Here is a 17,336-nt window from a genome sequence, read left to right on the forward strand (position 1 = left end):
AAAAATCCGCTTCTGAGCAGGGCGTTACCTGGGGGACACTAAGATTCGCCCTTATGCGCTGCAGCGGGGAGCCGCGGCGGCCGCCGGGTTCGCCGCTTGCCGCTGCCCGCGTATTCCGGAGCACCTCCCTTGCGCTATCATCCGGCCCATCTGGTCCACAGCAAACGACAGGAGCAGCCCATCATGCGACACATCGGTCAAACCGTCTCATTCACCCGTCCCGACGGCCAGTCGGTCAACGGATACCTTGCCAGGCCGGATCTCACCGACGGCGCGCCGGCCATCATCGTCGTCCAGGAGTGGTGGGGCCTGAACAACCAGATTCGCGGCGTGGCGGACCGCCTTGCGCGTGCCGGCTACTACGCGCTGGTGCCTGACCTCTACCGCGGCGCCAGCACGGTCGCGCAGGAAGAGGCCCACCACCTGATGTCCAAGCTGAACTTCGGCGATGCCGTGGCGCAGGACATTCGCGGCGCCGTGCAGTACCTCGGCACCCTGAGCAGCCGCATCGGCATCACCGGCTTCTGCTGGGTGGCGCGCTGACGCTGCTGTCGCTGAACGCCATCCCCGAACTGAAGGCAGGTGTGCCGTTCTACGGCATGCCGCCACTGGAAGCCATCGACCCCGCCAATATCAAGGCGCCGGTGCTCGTCCACTCGGCCACGCAGGACGCGTTCTTTGCGGCCGAGGACTTTGACAAGCTCGAGGAGAAGCTGCGCGCCGGCGGCGTCGACGCGACGTTCCACCGTTACCTCGCGCACCATGCTTTTGCCAACGAGGAAGCCATCGGCGACGGACGCATCGCCGGCACCCAGTACGACGCCGCCTGGGCGCAGGTCGCCTGGGACCGCACGCTGACGTTCTTCGCGCGCCACCTCTGGCGCTGATCATCGCCAGCCGGGAAGCATCCCGGCCGCGGCCAGGGCGACTCCGGATTTTCCATCATCGAGTCACTGGATCGCGTTGCGGACAGTGCCGCCAGGGCCTCCGTAGGCCGATGTGTGACCGGGAGGCAAACAGCCGCTCTGAGGAGCGCCAGATAGAGAGGGGACACTCGGGTTTCCTCTGCCGGAGCCAGTCCCTGCCTACATCACGCGCCCGAACCACCACAACGACAGCAGCCCCGCGCACGTGGCCAGCAACGCCCCCAGCGCGGCAAAGAACGCAGTAATTTCAACCTGTTCGCTCTTGCCAAGCGCCAGCCGCGTATTGAGCGTCCGGTACACCTTCTTCAGTTGCGCGGCATCCTTAAGCCGGAAATACTCTGCCCCCGTCGCATCGGCGACTTCCTTCAACACCTTCTCATCCAGCCTGACGCGCGCCGACCAGCCATCGACCGAAAGCACCACACCCTCGGTCGTGCCAACCCCGACGGTATAAACGCGCACGCCGTGCGCGGCGGCAAGTTGCGCCGCCTGTGTCGCGGCCGGGCCGGTGTTGCTTTCACCGTCGGAGAACAGGACGATTGCCCCGGAGGGATAAGAGCCGGGCGTCACGGCTTCGCCACTGCGGGAAGCGTCCGGCTGTTGCAGCGGCGTAGTGTCGCCGTTCATGAGGCGCTCGGCGTCACCAGCCGTCTGCGGCAGCAGCGTCGTCAGCGCGACGAGCAGGCCATTGCCCAGCGCGGTGCCGCCTTGCGGCTTGAGACGGTCGATCGCAGTGGCCGCGGCATCCTTGCTGCGGCTGGGCGCCTGTGCCACGGCGGCAGTGCCGGCCATCGCGACTACCCCCACGCTGACGCCCGCGGGCAGTGCGTCGAGCAGAACCTTGGCCACTTGCTGAGCGGCGCGCAAGCGGCTGGGCTGGATATCCTGCGCGCGCATGCTGCCGGACAGATCGATGACCAGGACCACGGTCTCGATCCGCGACGGCAGCGGCATCACCGCCTGGGGTCGTGCGATGGCGAAGATCAGCGCGGCCAGGGCCAGCAGGAGCAGCATGGGCGACACGTGGCGGCGCCAGGTCGCGCCGCCCTTGATGGCGACGCCGACGGTTTTCAGGGTGGGGTAGTGCACCGTCGCGTGGCGCCGGCGCCGATCGAGCCATACGTAGCCAGCGGACAGCACGAGGACGAGCGCGAGCAACCACAACATGCCTGGCCACAGGAAGCTGAAGACGGGTAGCCGGCTGATGGCATCGGTCATGCTGCCCCCTTTGGCCCGCTCTCCTGTTTTGCTACCGCGGCGGCCCCTTGACGGTGGCGGCGCCGTCGGGTGAAGTCCAGCAGGGCGAGGTCCAGGCGGGCGTAGGTCGACAGCGTCAGGCACGCCACGCCAGCCTGGGTGAAGGCCAGGCGCAACTCGGCCTCGCGCGCCTCGGCGGCGGCGGCGAAGCGTTTGCGGAAGGCCGGGTCGTGCGTGTCGACGAACATCTGCTCCGCGGTTTCGGCATCCTGCAGCACGACCAGGCCCAGGTCGGGCAAGGCCATCTCCAGCGGGTCGACCAGCCGCACGGCGACGACCTCATGGCGCCGGGCCAGCATTCCGAGCGATGCCTGCCAGCCCGGGGCGCTGATGAAGTCGGAGACCACGAACAGCACCGATCGGTGTTTCGCGACCGCCCGCGCGCGCTCCAGCAGGTCGCGCAAGCGGGTGTCGCCCGGCAACGCGGCGGGTGTGGCATGCATGCGGTCGAGCAGGTGCAGCAGATGCCGGCGCCCCGAGCGCGCCGGCACCACCGAAGCGCCCGCGTCTGTGGCGCCGCCGTAGAGCAGGGCGCCGACCCGGTTGCCATAGCGCGTCAGCAGCAGCGCCATGACGGTGGTGAAGTCGCTCAGCAGGTCGCGCTTGCTCACGCTGCCGGAACCGAAACCGACCGATCCGCTCAGGTCCAGCAGGAACCAGACGGAGACCTCCCGGTCTTCCTGGTACTCACGCACGTACGGCGTCTGCAGCCGCGCCGTCACGTTCCAGTCGATGTGCCGCACGTCGTCGCCGGGGCGGTACTCGCGCAGGTCGGCAAGATCCAGCCCGAAGCCGCGGAACAGCGTGCGGTAGTCGCCCTGCAGCAGGCCATCGAGGCGGCGCACCACGGTCCATTCCAGGTGCCGCAGCAAGGCCTCGGCCTGCCTTGCGTCGACGCTGGTCAGCGCCGTGCCGGCAGGCGTGCCGGCGGGTGCGCTATCGGGTGCGCTACCGGGTGCGGCTTCCGGGCCGCTCCGGCGCCTAGCGCGCAGGCGCCCGAACATGGGATTCCAATGGGCGCTCCGGGACCGGCAGCGCCTGCAGGATGCGGGTGACGAGCTGGTCGGCAGTCACGCCGTCGGACATGGCCTCGTACGAGAGCACCAGGCGGTGGCGCAAGACATCCGGCACGAGGTCGACCACGTCATCGGGCAGCGCATAGTGCCGGCCGCGCAGGAACGCCAGGGCGCGCGCGCCTTCGATCAGGCCGATGGTGGCGCGGGGGCTGGCACCGAACGATATGTATCGATCCAGATCTTCCAGCCCGTAGCTTCCCGGCTTGCGGCTGGCCGCCACCACTCGCACCGCATACTGGACCAGGCTCGGATCCACATAGATCCCGCCGCATTCCTCCTGCAGGCTTGCCAGGCGCTCGGGCGTGGCGATAGGGCTCACGCTGATGCGGGGGCCGGTGACACGGTTGACGATGACGGCCTCCTCCTCTTCGCTGGGATAGCCCACCAGGACCTTCATCATGAAGCGGTCGACCTGCGCCTCGGGCAAGGGGTAGGTGCCTTCCGTTTCTATCGGGTTCTGCGTGGCCATGACGAGGAAAGGCGTGGGCACCAGATGGGACTCGCCGGCGATGGTGACCTGCTTTTCCTGCATGACTTCCAGCAGGGCGCTCTGTACCTTGGCCGGCGCGCGGTTGATCTCGTCGGCCAGCAGCAGGTTGGCGAAGACCGGGCCGCGCACGGTGGAGAACTCGCCCGTGCCCTGGTTATACATGCGCGTGCCGATCAGGTCGGCCGGCAGCAGGTCGGGCGTGAACTGGATGCGCTTGAAGGAGCCGCTCATGGTACTGGCCAGCGTCTTGACGGTCAGCGTCTTGGCCAGGCCCGGCACGCCTTCTACCAGCAGGTGGCCACCCGCAAGGATCGCCACCAGCACCCGTTCGAGGAAGTAGTCCTGCCCCACCACCACGCGCTTCACCTCATACAGCAGGCGTTCCATCAAGTCGGCGCTGTCCACAGCGCCCCTGGCTTGGTCGTTCATATGCCCCCGCGTCTAGAAAGGAGAGGATCCGATGGCAACGCCGGCGCTTTCGATCGTGACAGCAAAGCCGATGCCGAGGAAAGTGCCGCTCTCGTTGGGGTTGAGGATGGCGGTAACGATCCCTACCACCTCGCCATCCAGATTCACCAGCGGTCCGCCGGAGTTGCCCGGATTGGCGGCGGCGTCGAACTGGATGAGCTTGTCCAGGTCCTGCTTGCCGTCCGGCGAAACGAACCTGCGGTCGAGCCCCGACACCACGCCGGCGGACACCGACGGGCCGATGCCGAACGGGAAGCCGACCGCGATGACTTCGGTGCCGGGCGCGAGGTTCCGGCTGGAACCGAGCGTCGCCGGCGGCAGGTCGTCGGGGATGGAACTGGGCCGGATCACGGCGAGGTCTTTCTCCGGGAACGCCTGCACCACCGAGGCCTCGGCCGTGTGGCCGTCGTGGAACATGACCTCCAGGCGCAGGGCGTCGGCGACGACGTGGTAGCTGGTGAGAATGATGCCGCTTTCGGTCACGACCACGCCCGAACCTATGTGGCGGGCTTTGCGCTTGCCGTCGGACTCGGCCTTGCCGCCCGATGGGTCGCCTTTTGCGAGTTCATCGCGAGAGGGCGGCGGGGATGGCGGGTGCGATTCGGGAAGCGCTTTGGGGCGTGTGGCACGGGAATCACGCCTGGCGTGGCGGGCGGCTGCCGCTTCCGTCGGCTTGTCCGCCGCCTTTTCCGCCGGCGCATAGCTGCGAACTTCCACCACCGACTCGCGGACCGCCTCTGCCGCCCTCGCTGTGCGCGAAGGCAGGCGCATGGTTTCCAGCGTGTGCAGCACGGCCGAGTCGATGTCGGCTTGCTTGAGGACGCGCGGCGTCGGCCGCAACAGCCAGGCAGAGCCCACGACCGCGGCGAGAACCAGCGCGACCGCTGCCGAGACCCATCCGTAGATCGTTACCCGTTTCATTGCCGCCCCCGAGGTCCCGTCCCGCCGTGGAAAATACAGTACCATCGTCTTACCCACGCGCCAAGGAGCAGGGGTATGCAGTTTCTCTGGCCGCAAATGCTCTGGCTGCTGCTCATGCTGCCCCTGCTGGCAGCCGTTTACCTGTACCTGATTGCGCGGCGCAAGAAAATCGCCCTGTTGTATGCCAGCCTTGCGCTGCCGCGCGCCGCCCTGGGTCCCGGCCAACGACTGCGGCGTCACATCCCGCCGCTGATCTTCCTGCTCGCGCTGGGCATGGCCCTGCTGGCTTGCGCCCGTCCTACTGCGACGATCACGCTGCCGTCCGACACCATCACCCTGGTACTGGCCATGGACACCTCCCGCAGCATGGCGGCAACCGACGTTGCGCCCACCCGGATCGGCGCATCCCAGCAGGCCGCCCGGGATCTCATCGTCGGGCTGCCGGCCAGCGTGCGCCTGGGCATTGTCTCTTTTGCCGCCACGGCGACCGTGGTGCTGCCCCCAACCGACAACCGGCGGGACATGCTCGACGCAATCGGTCGCTTCCAGCTCCAGCACGGCACGGCGACCGGCAGCGGGCTGATCCAGGCACTGGCAGTGTTGTTCCCCGACGATGGTATCGACCTGGAAGCGATCCTTTTCAGCGGCGAATCGCTCGCACCCGGGCCCGGCGGCAGATCGCTGACAGAGGCCGCCGCGGCGGACGCCGTCCGCAAGCGCGAACAGGAACGGCCGGCGGCGCAGCCCGGCTCGTATCGGCACGGTGCGGTGATCCTGCTCAGCGATGGCCGCCGCACCACCGGCCCGGACCCGCTGGACGCCGCGCGCATGGCCGCCCAGCGCGGCGTGCGCGTCTATACGGTGGGCTTCGGTACGCCGCAGGGCGCAGCCGCGATAGAGTCGGGCCTGTCTTACTATATGCAGCTCGATGAACCCGCCTTGCGGGCGGTAGCGGCGATAACGGACGGCGAGTACTTCCAGGCAGGCTCGGCTGCGGACCTGAGCCAGGTGTATCGCCAGCTCAGCGCCCGCTTCGCGCTCGAGCGCAAGGAAACCGAGCTCAGTGCATTGTTCTCGGCAGCAGCGGTCCTGCTGCTGGGGGTGGCGTGCGGGCTCTCGATGTTGTGGTTCCGGCGGTGACCAAGCAGCTCCACCTCGCCCATTCTGAGTGCATAGGCGACCGTGATCGAGTCCCTATGGACATCCAACCCGGCATATAAGTGCTATCGTGTTCCATGCTGGCTTCCGCGCTGGCAATCGCCGGGTGTGGCACTGTCCATACCGTGCGGCTCTGGCAGGCATGCTAACCCGCGTTTGATTCCTCGCGGCGGGCCAGCCTCTGCCTCACGGAGTCATATACTGACTAATCGGCGTGACTCCGCCCGTTCACCTGGGCGAGCCTGGACGGGATGTACCCCGGAACTGCTTCCACAGCTTCCGTTGATTATCACGATCGTCTGCCACGCGTGCCGCCAGGAAGCCGCGCGCGTAGCTGGCACCGTCGGAGGCCTTGCGATGGTGCTGCTGCAGATGGCCTAGCAGGCCATCTGCGACCGCCATGTCGTTGCCCCAACCCAAATCATCCTGCAATTTCGCCAGCACCTGTCGATACGGCTTCAGGCGCCGCTGCTTGAAGAGGTCGCCGAAAAATTCAGCCGCGTAGCGCAGTTTCTTTGCCGCGATCCGCGCGCGGTGGCGATGATGCGCATCGAGCTTGTGCAGGCCTCGTCCACGGCGGACGAGCGTGCGATGGCGTTTGCGCAGGACCCGATCGGCAAGCACACCGACACATTTCTTCAGCAATTTGCGCGTTTCATCAGATGAATCGCGCCATGAACTCGTCGTGATCCAGTGATCGAGCGCAAGCGCCACGCGTGCATAGCGCGGCGACTGTACCGCCGCCGTTGCCTTGGCGTGGCGGGCCTTCGCGATCTCGGCGGCCGCCGCTCTGGTTTCCGCCATGCGGTCGCGCTTGTCGTCGCCTGCATCAACCTGCAACAGTGTGGAATGCGCCAGCACGTACCAGTCATGGGATTGGCCGAGTTCGTCGGCAATCCACTTCACTTCTTCCTCGAGGGCAGGCGGCATTGTGACTATGTCCTCGAACATATCGAGCGCGGAACGGAAGCGGCGCAGTCCCACGCGCATCTGATGCACGCCCTCGGGCGAATGTCCGGTGGCTACCAGCGGCGCATTGGCATGTACCTGGGCCAGGCAGTTGTGCAATATCTTGCAGAGGGCCTCTTCCACGGTGTCTTTCTTCCTTAGCGTGATGGGCTGGGCCCTGGCTGCCGAGCGGTTCTCAGTTAGCAGCAGGTCGTAGCCCCGGTCGCTCTTGCTCTGCATGCTCAGGCTCAACGGCACCTTGTCGATGAGCCGTAGCCCGATTTCGCCAAGGTGGCGCGGATCGCCATGTTTGAGTTCCAGTTCAAGCTCGGAGAACGGGCGAGCCTGCTCCGCTGCCGTGACTTTTCCTGTGTCCAGTGCGACTTCGATCTCCTCGCCGCTGGCCAGCTTCAGTGTCCACAGTTTGCGTGTAACCGTGCTACGGAAAACCGGGACCAGCCGATCCGCCAGCGCGCCGTTCTTGAGAAGCTGGGAAAGCGGCGAAGACCTTGGCACGATCGCGCGTAAGGCGTCGAGATCGGGCTTTGCCCCTTGCAGCGCGCACTCATACTCTTCCCGCTCGAACAGCCCGCCGCGCTGGTCGCCGGACGACTTCAGAGTCTGAACGAACTGGTCGCCATTGCGGCGGACGCGCAAAGCGGCGCCATTTCGGCGCAGCAGAAAGTCCGTATCGAAGTATTCGCTTTCCAGGGCCTGTTCCTGTGGCGAATCCAGTTCCACATCCAGTAGCCTCGGCAATTCACGCAAGGCGGCATCCTGCGCTTCCGCCAGTTCAAACTTCAACTCTCTTTCCATGACATTGTTCCGTCTTTGAAGACCGCGGGGCATTTTTACGGTAAAGGTCGCCGGTCAGTTCCTACAGCGGAGCCCCCGGATTTACCCGTCGCTGGCTGCGAAAGCGGGGACTCCGGCACGTCGCGTGTGCGATAGCGTGGAAACCTGCAAGAGACGTGCCGTGGCCGGGCCGGGAGATGTCGGAGAAGTGTCAAAGTTTCTGCATATTTTGCAGGGATTTGTGCAATGCAGTAGCCGAAGCGCCTGAATCATCGTGGCTCGCCGGAGCGCAGGCTCTTCAACGAACAAGGAGTCGAGCGAACGCATCAGCTTTGCACCTTGCTCGCCAGCCGTAGTGTTCGCCGATCCGCCCGATGCCCAGAAGGTGTCGTAGAAGAAGCAGTAAGCGCCGAGTGTCTCTAGACGCCAGGCGGGAAGACATACCAGGCACCGTCGCCGTGGCGGAAGAAAGCCATGGAGAGGCCGGTCGATTCAACGCAGACAAAACTGCCTTTGCGAAGAGCTTGATGTCCAAAGCAGGTCACCCGCACAGGGCTGCCCTCCGTCGGCGCCAGCCATTTATCCACCAGCCGGCGTAGGGAATATTCGGAGTCACGCATCATGTCACTCTATCTGAGCCAGGCTCCTGGTGCCGAACAGGCATCACTGGTGCCTCCATGATTCCATGCTAGGTGCAGCGCCGCACTTTTGGTTTCGGCCGAAGCCGACAGCACGCATCAGGACATGCTGAAACGGTTGTAGGACCTGCCTTACAGGAAGGAGCGCAGCGCGGCGAGCGCTATTTGAGATCTGGGCCGAGAAAAAGCCACACCGGGTTCGAAGGGGGGCGGCGCTCGCCGTTTCCTACCCCTATCCATCTGGGGGTTTGTCGGACGGTCGCCTGCCGTGGGGCATTGGATGCCTCTGAACGACCCCTTCACGGTCATTCGTACCTCTTTCATTGAATGGACGATGTTCCGCTGGACGCAGACGTTGGCCTGCTGGTTCCCCCTGAGCTAAACTTGCTCGCACCATGCCAGCTCTGCCGCCCCCTTAAATCGCCTGAAAGCATGCAATCCAGCAAAAGGGGCGCGACATCAAAATGCATCCGGCACCCCCGATTAGGGTTGGCAACACTATTGGTGAATGGAGTGCGAGCGATGACCCCGATCGAGAACACCGAAGACCGCTATGGTGTTGTCGCGATCATGCTTCACTGGTCGATGGCCCTTCTTATGATCGGGCTTGCGGCATTGGGGCTTTACATGGTCACACTGCCGGATGCGGGCTTCGATACGAAAAAGATCACGCTGATTCTCTACCACAAGGAACTCGGGCTACTGGCCTTCGTCTTGTTCGCTTTGCGCTTGAGCTGGCGTGTCACTCAGGTAATCCCGAAACTCGCTGATCATCTGCCTGAATGGCAGATGATCGCCGCCCGGTTTGTCCACCTCTGCTTCTATGGCCTGATGTTTGCCTTGCCGATGTCAGGCTGGCTGATGTCCTCGGCTGCCGGCATTCCGGTATCGTTTCTTGGGCTCTTTACGCTGCCCGATCTCATCCACCGCAACGATCATCTGTTTGCCCTGTTCATCGACATCCACAAATGGCTGGGATACGCGCTCGTTCCCTTACTCGCTCTCCATATGGGCGCCGCCCTGCGGCATCATATTGTGTACAAGGACGACACCTTGCGAAAAATGCTGCCTTAGCACCGATGCCTGGGTTGTTAGTGGGCATTCTCGATCACAAATCTGGAGAGCTCCCGCAACAATCGTCCTGCGGCCTCATTCGCCGCCACAACTCCCGCGTAGGGAGTCCTATCGGCGAGCCGTACCTGCACCGAAAGTTCCTTCGCTGCGATCAGCCGGTTAGTCGTTTCCTGCCTGAGATCGAAGCGTGCCGTGAGCCGCAGCACCGCGGGATCTGACATGAAATCCTGACTCAGTTCGATGATCTCAGTGTGAAGCATGAAAGTCTGCCGCCCAAAATCGGGAGGGGAGAGAACCGCGCTGAAGTAGTGGGTGCGCCGAAGTGTTTCCACGATCAACGGCAGCATCATTTGCGCAGGTGTTTCCACCCATTCGTTCTGACTGAAGTAGGCGATCTGATATTTCCGGGTCGTATAAGCCATGCGAGACGTCGCATAGGCCGGCGCGGTTTCCGGAACGAGCACCAGCAGCGTGGCAGGATGTGTCCTTTCGATGGGAAGATCGTCCGGGATCGTGCTTAGCGCATACTTTTTTGTATCGATGTCGACCGGCGTGAACAGAGTGCACGCGGAAAGTGAAAGGATGCACAGTGCGCCGATTGTCGCGGCCACAGTCATGGCTTTTCCCCCGGCCCGGGCGATGGCGCCGCCGTGCCGCGGATCAGGATTGACGGGTCGCGGTTGATCCTGTTCGTGACGGCAGCGAGGGAAGTCGACAAGTTATCGAGGTCGGTGAGCACCCTGTAGGACTCGGGCAGGACTTGCGCTTGAAGCGCTATCACCGTCTCGTGGGTCGATTCCATGAGCGGCTCGAACCGGTGACTGGCCCGCTCGGTATTGGCCACAATGGCCTCCAACCTCTTAGTATCTTCCGCCATCGCCTGAGTGATTTTTTGCAGACTCTCGGCGGATTGCTTCAGGGATGCGATGGTCTGCTCGTCGAGAATCGATGTCAGCAGCGCGGTAACGGCCTGGAAATTGTCGTTGAGCTGACTGATGGCTGTGTCGAGCGTCACGAGTTTCGAAGGCGCGTCCGGGATTGTGGGATAGCGGTCGCCGGGTCGTAGGACCGGTTGCCTGGAATCGGCGCCGACGTTTTCAAGCGCAATGAACACATATCCGGTGAATCCTCGTGTTGCCAGCCCACGGGAAGTAATCGTGGCTACGGTTGCGGCAGTCACTGGGGCGGTCTTGTCGATGGACACCAGGATGTCCACCGTCTGCGCGTTGACGAGCCTGATGCTTTCGACTTTCCCCACTTCGATCCCGTGGAATTCGACCGGCGCGTCGGCCATGAGCCCCGAGACAGGCTCCCGCGTATAAACGTGATAAGTCGCGTATCGGCTGACCGAGAACAAGTACCAGATGGCTCCGGCGATCGTCGCGACAAGCAAGCACGCCGCGAAAAGGAGCTTTGCCTTCGTGTCGATGCCAGATTTCATGGCGAAACCCTCCAGGCAGACAAGTTGGTTTGATCACCCTCACGGAAGCCCGATTTGACAGGCTTGCCCGCGCAGCGACGCGGGCATTTTCCCTTGCGTCAATGGATTTGACGATTCGCCAGAGCGCTCAGGGAACGTACCCTTGCGGTGATGGCGGCGGGGAGTAGGGCCTGTAATTGGCAGGTAGCGTCGCAGGCGGGAACGCAAGCGTCTGGTCGTAGACCGCGATCCGGTGTCCGCTGGCGTACATGCACGAATGTGGGCTGTCATTCTGGTTTGTCTGGATACTCCGCGCACCTATCTCCGACCCGGCTGCGTCTTGCCTGCAAGGGCTCTGCGCTTTTTCTGTAAACGGTGGAAAGGTCGGATTTATTCCATTCTCCAGTCCCCGAGTTCCTAAAGAAGTATCTCGAAAGATCCTTCCGGAACAGCGTGTTTCCACCGTGATGCTCACAGGCTGCATGGCTCAAATCTCAAACTGCGTACCTCGACAGTCCGTCTCCAGGCCGTGGGTAGCGTGCGCCGAATCCTGACGTGTGTCTCTCAGGCCAGCGGTGTCTTATCGCGGGCGTCAGAACGCAACGGGCACAATAGCAGCCCCTCTCCGCTAGAATCGACCACAAGCCGTTTCCCAAACTTCTCAACGTGGCACTTCAGCAGGGTTTCATCCTGACCCGACACTGGCGCGATACGGCGGCTGGCACCGAAGTCGAATTCTGGCTGGCGACCGATGATGGACCGCGCCGGCTGCGCCTGTCCTGTCAGCCGTCAATCGCGTTTATTCCCGAGACACAGCGTGAGCGTGCCGAGGCGCTGCTGCGCCCGGAGCGCAATGTCGAACTGCGCCCGCTCGGGCTTCAGGATTTCCAGCGCAGGCCCGTACTGGGCCTGTACTGCCACCAGCATCGGCAACTGATCCAGCTCGGCCGCTCTTTGCGCGACGCCGGGGTGGATGTCTACGAGGCCGATATCCGCCCGCCCGAGCGCTACCTGATGGAGCGCTTCATTACCGCCCCCGTCTGGTTCGACGGCGAGCCGGATGCCAGCGACGTGCTGCGCAATGCCCAGATGAAGCCTTCGGCGGAGTACCGGCCCACGCTGCGCGTGGTCTCGCTCGACATCGAAACCAACGCATTCGGCGACCTCTATTCGATTGCGCTGGAAGGCTGCGGCGAGCGCCAGGCCTACATGTTGGGCCCGGCGCCGCAGATGCCCGTCGACGTCGATTTCTCGCTCGAATACTGCGCAACGCGGCCCGAGTTGCTGGAGAAGTTGAACCGGTGGCTGGCCGATCACGATCCCGATGCGATCATTGGCTGGAATCTGGTCCAGTTCGACCTGCGCGTGTTGCACGAGCATGCACGCCGGTTCGACATTTCGCTGCGCCTCGGCCGGGGCGGTGCGGAGATGGAATGGCGCGAGCACAACGCCCAGCAGCACTATTTCGCCAGTGCGCCAGGCCGGCTGATCATCGACGGCATCGAGGCGCTGCGTTCCGCCACGTGGAGCTTTCCGTCGTTCAGCCTCGAATCGGTGGCGCAGGCGCTGCTCGGCGAAGGCAAGGCGATCGACGACCCGTATGACCGCATGGACGCCATCGATCGCATGTTTGCGCAGGACAAGCCGGCGTTGGCCCGCTATAACCTGCGCGATTGCGAGCTGGTGACGCGGATCTTCGGGAAGACGGAGCTGCTGCCTTTCCTGCTGGAGCGCGCCACGGTCACGGGCCTGCCGGCCGACCGGAGCGGCGGTTCGGTCGCCGCCTTCACGCATCTCTACATGCCGCTGATGCACCGGCAGGGTTATGTCGCGCCCAACCTCGGCGAGAAGGCACCCGAGGCCAGCCCTGGCGGCTTCGTCATGGATTCGCGGCCGGGGCTCTACGAATCGGTGCTCGTGCTGGACTACAAGAGCCTCTATCCGTCAATCATCCGTACCTTCCTGATCGACCCGATCGGCCTGGTCGAGGGCCTGGCGCATCCGGACGATGCCGATTCGGTGCCTGGCTTTCGCGGTGCGCGGTTTTCCAGGACGAAGCACTGTCTGCCGGCGATCGTCGCCAGGGTCTGGCAAGGCCGCGAGGCCGCCAAGCGCGACGGGAACAAGCCGCTCGCGCAAGCGCTCAAGATCATCATGAACGCGTTCTACGGCGTGCTCGGGTCCAGTGGCTGCCGGTTCTTCGATTCGCGGCTGGCGTCGTCGATCACCATGCGTGGACACGAGATCATGCGGCAGACCCGGGCGCTGATCGAGGCCCGCGGCTATGAGGTGATCTATGGCGACACGGATTCCACGTTCGTCTGGCTGCGCCGCGCCCGCACGCAATCCGACGCGAACCAGATCGGCCGCAGCCTCGTCGCATACGTCAACGACTGGTGGCGAGACCACCTCTGGCAGACCTATGGCCTCGACAGTGCGCTGGAACTCCAGTTCGAAACGCACTTCCGGCGCTTCCTGATGCCGACGATCCGCGGCACGGATCTTGGCAGCAAGAAGCGCTATGCCGGCCAGGCGGAACGGCCCGACGGCAAGGTCGAAATGGTGTTCAAGGGGCTCGAGACGGTGCGTACAGACTGGTCACCGCTCGCCCAGCGCTTCCAGCAGACCCTCTACGAAAAGATCTTCAACTGCGAACCGTACGCGGATTATGTGCGGGACATCGTGCGTCGCACCCTGGCCGGCGAGCTCGACGAGCAACTGGTCTATCGCAAGCGGCTGCGCCGCAAGCTCGATGAATACCAGCGTAACGTGCCGCCGCACGTCCGGGCCGCCCGTATCGCCGATGCCTATAACGAGCGCCACGGGCGGCCGCGCCAGTATCAGCACGGCGGCTGGATCAGCTATGTGATGACCGTGGCAGGGCCGGAGCCGCTTGAGGCCCGGTCGGCGCCGATCGACTATGGCCACTACGTTACCAAGCAGCTCCAGCCGATTGCCGATGCGATCCTGCCATTCCTGGACGACGGTTTCGAGACGCTGCTCACTGGCCAGATGGCGCTCTTTCCGCCGTAGCAGCGGCAGCGCGCCACAGCGGTTGGTTGACGGCGGCTAATCCGCCGTCGCTCCCGACCGCTTCACCACCGTCGCCCATTTCCGAATCTCGCTATCCACGAACTTTCCCGTCTCGGCCGGCGTCATCGGGATCGGCTCCGACCCGCGGTCGGTAATGAACTTGTGCAGGTCGGGCGATTGCAGCGCCTTCACCGTCTCCGCATTGAGCTGATTGACGATGGCCGGCGGCGTGCCCGCGGGCGCCATCATCACCGCCCATCCAAGCGCTTCGAAACCCGGCACGCCTTCTTCACGCACGGTCGGCACCGACGGCAACTGCGGCACACGCTTTGACGTTGTCACGGCCAGCGGCACAGCCTTGCTGGTCTGGATCAGCGGCATGGCCGCGGTCACGGAATCGACCATCAGCGGAACCTGGTTGCCCAGGAAATCCGCCTGTGCGGGGCCGCTGCCCTTGTAGGGAATATGCACGATAAACACGCCGGTCTGTGCCTTGAGCATTTCGGCAGACAGGTGCTGAGTGCCGCCGATGCCGGCGCTGGCATAGCTGTACCTGCCCGGTGCGGCCTTGGCCTTGGCGATCAGGTCGCGCAATGACCTGAAGCCCGATTGCGGCGTGGCCAGGAAGACCAACGGCACCGAGAACACCCCCGAGACCGGCGCGAAGTCCTGGCGCGGATCGTAGTTGACCTTCTTGTAAAGCGTCTGGTTGATGGCCATCGCGCTGCCGCCCATGACCAGCGTATAGCCATCGGCCGGGGCTTTTGCGGCCACTTCCATGCCGATGTTGCCCCCGGCGCCGGCGCGGTTTTCCACCACGACCGGCTGACCGAGCTGCTTGCCGAGCTTTTCGGCCAGGGCGCGCGCGAAGATGTCGGTGGCCTGTCCGGGCGGGAACGGCACGATCAGCTTGATGGGGTGGTCAGGATAGGCGGCGTGGGCGGTGCCGGCGACGGCCAGCAGCAGCGCGACAACATGGTTCCTCGACGGCTTCAACGGGATCTCCTCAGATGATTGTCGATGACGTGACGTCTCTCGATGGCGTCTTCAGGCGAGATTCTACGCCTGCGCATTTCTGAATCGACGACACAATAGCGGGCCATACCGCTATTGGTTAGGCCGCCCCAGCGGTTATACTCCGCGCTCCACAACTAACGGGAAATCAACATGGTCGCAGCAAACAAGGCAACTACTCAGGCAAACGCAGTCTCCAGGAAAAAGCCTGCCGCAAAGAAGACCGCGGTGCCGGCGAAGAAAGCCAGCGTGCTCGCACGTGAAGCCCAGGCAGCGAAGAAGGGCTTGCTGAAACTGCGCGCCGACACGAAGAAGGCCATCGAAGCGGCGAAGCGTGAGGTCGCCCAGGCAGTGGAAGCCGCAAAGTCCGCGCTGCGTTTTGAGAAGCAAGCCGCAAAGGACAAGCTCGCGGCGAAGAAGGCCAAGGCCGCCGCTACCAAGGCGGCCCCAAAGAAGGCTGTTCCCAATAAGGCCCCGGCGAAAACTGCTCCGAAGAAGGTGGCAGTGAAATCGGCTACGAAGAAACAGGCTCCGGCGAAGAAGGCGGTTTCGAAGGAAACGGTAGCAACCGCCTGAAGATTCGGCGTGATCTTTGCCTCGGCCGGTACGGTACGTCGCCAACCGGTCGATTGAAAGAAGACGGGCGCGCGGTTTGCGCCCGGACCCATGCCCGGCTTGAACCGTGCATCGAACCAATCAGGCTCAGCACGGTGCCGGGATCGACAGACTATTGGTTCCACGACCAGTACGACGAGATTTATGCACCAAACCGACGACTCCCTTTCGGAGCACGAATCCTCTGCAATCCACGAGCCGCGGCTCTGGCGAGACAAGGGCTGGACCGCCCGGGTGATCAAGAACGAGGATGGTGAGGGCTGGGCGGTCGAAATGACCAGGGATGGCTGCGCCGAGCCGGCGCTTGTCGGGCCCTGGACCATGGGGCGAAACAAGGTCGATCCGAAGCCGCTCGATGCCACGGCCCACCAGACGCTGGTCAAGACTGCCTCGGAAGTCATCCGGCGGCATGAGCAGCAACTGCACGCTCAACTCAACAAGCAGTGCAGTATTGAGACTGACTCCGGAAGCGTGACTGTCAAGCTCGTCGTCACGCCAGATGAATTCGAACCCTACGGTACGCTCACGGCCGCGGATTCTCTCGGGGAAGTGATTGCAACCGTCAAAGTGCCGCCCGATTTTCGCCTGACGCGCGATGGCGCCGCCCGCTGGGCGGCTGATGGCTTCAACAAGATTCGTTAATGCCGCACTCGGTGGACGCAGTTGATCCCGGCGGTTTCCTATTGCCGCTACGGACTGGCCGCATGGATCCGAGATAGGTGGTGATCCGGGTCTGGTGTGCGCCGGGCTCAGGCGTCAGTCGGAAACCGGGTGGGCAGAACGGATTCAAAGTCAAAATGGGCGGCGGCATACACGGCGTTGCACGCCCAGACTTCTTCCCCGTCCTTATAGAAGGTGACCCATTTGCCGTCGCTGGTGCACTGGGCGCCGGGAAACACCTCTTCATGGCCGTTTGGACCGTCCAGCGGGAAGGGCGCGTGCGGCGTGGCCCAGTAGTGGCCGTTCGGCAAGGCCGTAATCGATCTTCGGGACATTCTCTTCAGTACCGCCATGCGCGGTCACGCAACGCGCGAACCGGCCCGCCGCGGCGAACCGGTTTGTGTCAATCCTGCAACGGCGTGGCACCGTCCCAGGACAGCCTTGTGTAGCCTCACTGCCAATTACCTCACGCCATACGGTGCAAGTTCGTCATGGCGCGATACCCCAGATTGCGGTTCGAGCCCTGGCGACGGCGCCAACCTTGTGATCTTTGCCGTTGTCTCACCGCAAGTATATGTTGGCACGTAAGTGGCCAAGATGCCCCGCCCCAACATATGTGCACCAATAGGCATTTAACTGTATTTATTTGCAAAGGTCGTGAGCGAAGCCGCAAAGTCTGTCGGCCCACTCGTCCAGGAGCGCTTGTGGCCCTTGTGCCGGATTATGCGAGCGTCAGCGCCGGGACGGTTCAGAATGCGATTGACGCCCTTCGTGAGCGCGAGATCGTATGGAAAGAGTCATGAGGCTTGTAAGAGATCGAAGATCAAGCCTGGCTGAGTTGGC

Annotated in this window: 15 protein-coding genes and 1 pseudogene; 6 read left to right on the top strand and 10 right to left on the bottom strand. The window is 63.7% G+C overall.

Translation table 11 applies throughout. From position 1 onward, the window contains the following. Positions 1-183 precede the first annotated feature (183 nt). A pseudogene (locus tag RM96_RS21620) lies at positions 184-887 on the top strand (dienelactone hydrolase family protein). A 198-nt stretch (positions 888-1,085) separates the two neighbouring features. Here the strand turns inward: RM96_RS21620 and RM96_RS21625 are convergent. Genes RM96_RS21625 through RM96_RS21640 form a run of 4 tightly spaced genes read right to left on the bottom strand, consistent with a single transcriptional unit; the run spans position 1,086 to position 5,138 of the window. Continuing rightward, on the bottom strand, positions 1,086-2,144 hold the full coding sequence (locus tag RM96_RS21625; RefSeq protein ID WP_039013561.1) for a VWA domain-containing protein: 1,059 nt from the start codon (positions 2,142-2,144) through the stop codon (positions 1,086-1,088). Beyond that, complete coding sequence (locus RM96_RS21630) at positions 2,141-3,187, bottom strand: DUF58 domain-containing protein (RefSeq protein WP_039013563.1); 1,047 nt, start codon at positions 3,185-3,187, stop codon at positions 2,141-2,143. The genes RM96_RS21625 and RM96_RS21630 overlap by 4 nt, the downstream gene beginning before the upstream one ends. Further along, positions 3,165-4,178 carry an AAA family ATPase gene (locus tag RM96_RS21635; RefSeq protein ID WP_039013564.1) on the bottom strand — a complete coding sequence of 338 codons (1,014 nt, stop codon included), beginning with the start codon at positions 4,176-4,178 and terminating at the stop codon, positions 3,165-3,167. Before RM96_RS21635 ends, RM96_RS21630 begins: the two co-directional genes overlap by 23 nt. Before the next feature lie 12 nt (positions 4,179-4,190). Next, entirely contained in the window at positions 4,191-5,138 is a 948-nt protein-coding gene (locus RM96_RS21640; protein ID WP_039013565.1) for a S1C family serine protease, read from the bottom strand. A 75-nt stretch (positions 5,139-5,213) separates the two neighbouring features. Here RM96_RS21640 and RM96_RS21645 point away from each other — a divergent pair, with 75 nt between their 5' ends. Continuing rightward, positions 5,214-6,278, top strand: coding sequence for a VWA domain-containing protein (locus RM96_RS21645; protein ID WP_039013566.1), 1,065 nt, complete (start codon positions 5,214-5,216; stop codon positions 6,276-6,278). Between the two features lie 246 nt (positions 6,279-6,524). On the opposite strand, the gene RM96_RS21650 is transcribed toward RM96_RS21645, so the two are convergent. Both RM96_RS21650 and RM96_RS37465 read right to left on the bottom strand, forming a co-directional pair. Further along, positions 6,525-8,048 (bottom strand): CYTH and CHAD domain-containing protein, encoded by a 1,524-nt coding sequence (locus RM96_RS21650; RefSeq protein ID WP_052279647.1) that lies wholly within the window; start codon positions 8,046-8,048, stop codon positions 6,525-6,527. Between the two features lie 410 nt (positions 8,049-8,458). Then, positions 8,459-8,662, bottom strand: coding sequence for a hypothetical protein (locus RM96_RS37465; RefSeq protein ID WP_338011429.1), 204 nt, complete (start codon positions 8,660-8,662; stop codon positions 8,459-8,461). Between the two features lie 537 nt (positions 8,663-9,199). On the opposite strand from RM96_RS37465, the gene RM96_RS21655 reads away from it, so the two are divergent. After that, positions 9,200-9,751, top strand: a complete 552-nt coding sequence (locus RM96_RS21655; protein WP_039013569.1) for a cytochrome b — start codon at positions 9,200-9,202, stop codon at positions 9,749-9,751. A gap of 17 nt (positions 9,752-9,768) precedes the next feature. Here the strand turns inward: RM96_RS21655 and RM96_RS21660 are convergent, their stop codons facing one another. Beyond that, on the bottom strand, positions 9,769-10,368 hold the full coding sequence (locus RM96_RS21660; RefSeq protein ID WP_039013571.1) for an ABC-type transport auxiliary lipoprotein family protein: 600 nt from the start codon (positions 10,366-10,368) through the stop codon (positions 9,769-9,771). Continuing rightward, positions 10,365-11,192, bottom strand: coding sequence for an MlaD family protein (locus RM96_RS21665; protein WP_039013572.1), 828 nt, complete (start codon positions 11,190-11,192; stop codon positions 10,365-10,367). The genes RM96_RS21660 and RM96_RS21665 overlap by 4 nt, the downstream gene beginning before the upstream one ends. 645 nt (positions 11,193-11,837) lie before the next feature. Between RM96_RS21665 and RM96_RS21670 the strand changes: the two genes are divergently transcribed. Beyond that, on the top strand, positions 11,838-14,204 hold the full coding sequence (locus tag RM96_RS21670) for a DNA polymerase II (protein WP_039013574.1): 2,367 nt from the start codon (positions 11,838-11,840) through the stop codon (positions 14,202-14,204). A 36-nt stretch (positions 14,205-14,240) separates the two neighbouring features. Here the strand turns inward: RM96_RS21670 and RM96_RS21675 are convergent, their stop codons facing one another. Then, a complete protein-coding gene (locus tag RM96_RS21675; RefSeq protein WP_039013576.1) occupies positions 14,241-15,200 on the bottom strand; it encodes a Bug family tripartite tricarboxylate transporter substrate binding protein in 960 nt (319 codons plus the stop codon). Between the two features lie 171 nt (positions 15,201-15,371). On the opposite strand from RM96_RS21675, the gene RM96_RS21680 reads away from it, so the two are divergent. Continuing rightward, complete coding sequence (locus tag RM96_RS21680) at positions 15,372-15,794, top strand: hypothetical protein (protein ID WP_039013577.1); 423 nt, start codon at positions 15,372-15,374, stop codon at positions 15,792-15,794. A 183-nt stretch (positions 15,795-15,977) separates the two neighbouring features. Continuing rightward, positions 15,978-16,475 carry a hypothetical protein gene (locus RM96_RS21685; RefSeq protein WP_039013578.1) on the top strand — a complete coding sequence of 166 codons (498 nt, stop codon included), beginning with the start codon at positions 15,978-15,980 and terminating at the stop codon, positions 16,473-16,475. Positions 16,476-16,582: 107 nt separating this feature from the next. Here the strand turns inward: RM96_RS21685 and RM96_RS21690 are convergent, their stop codons facing one another. Beyond that, positions 16,583-16,846 carry a hypothetical protein gene (locus RM96_RS21690; RefSeq protein WP_238587361.1) on the bottom strand — a complete coding sequence of 88 codons (264 nt, stop codon included), beginning with the start codon at positions 16,844-16,846 and terminating at the stop codon, positions 16,583-16,585. Positions 16,847-17,336 lie beyond the last annotated feature (490 nt).

This window comes from Cupriavidus sp. IDO (assembly GCF_000812465.1).
Classification (GTDB): Bacteria; Pseudomonadota; Gammaproteobacteria; order Burkholderiales; family Burkholderiaceae; genus Cupriavidus.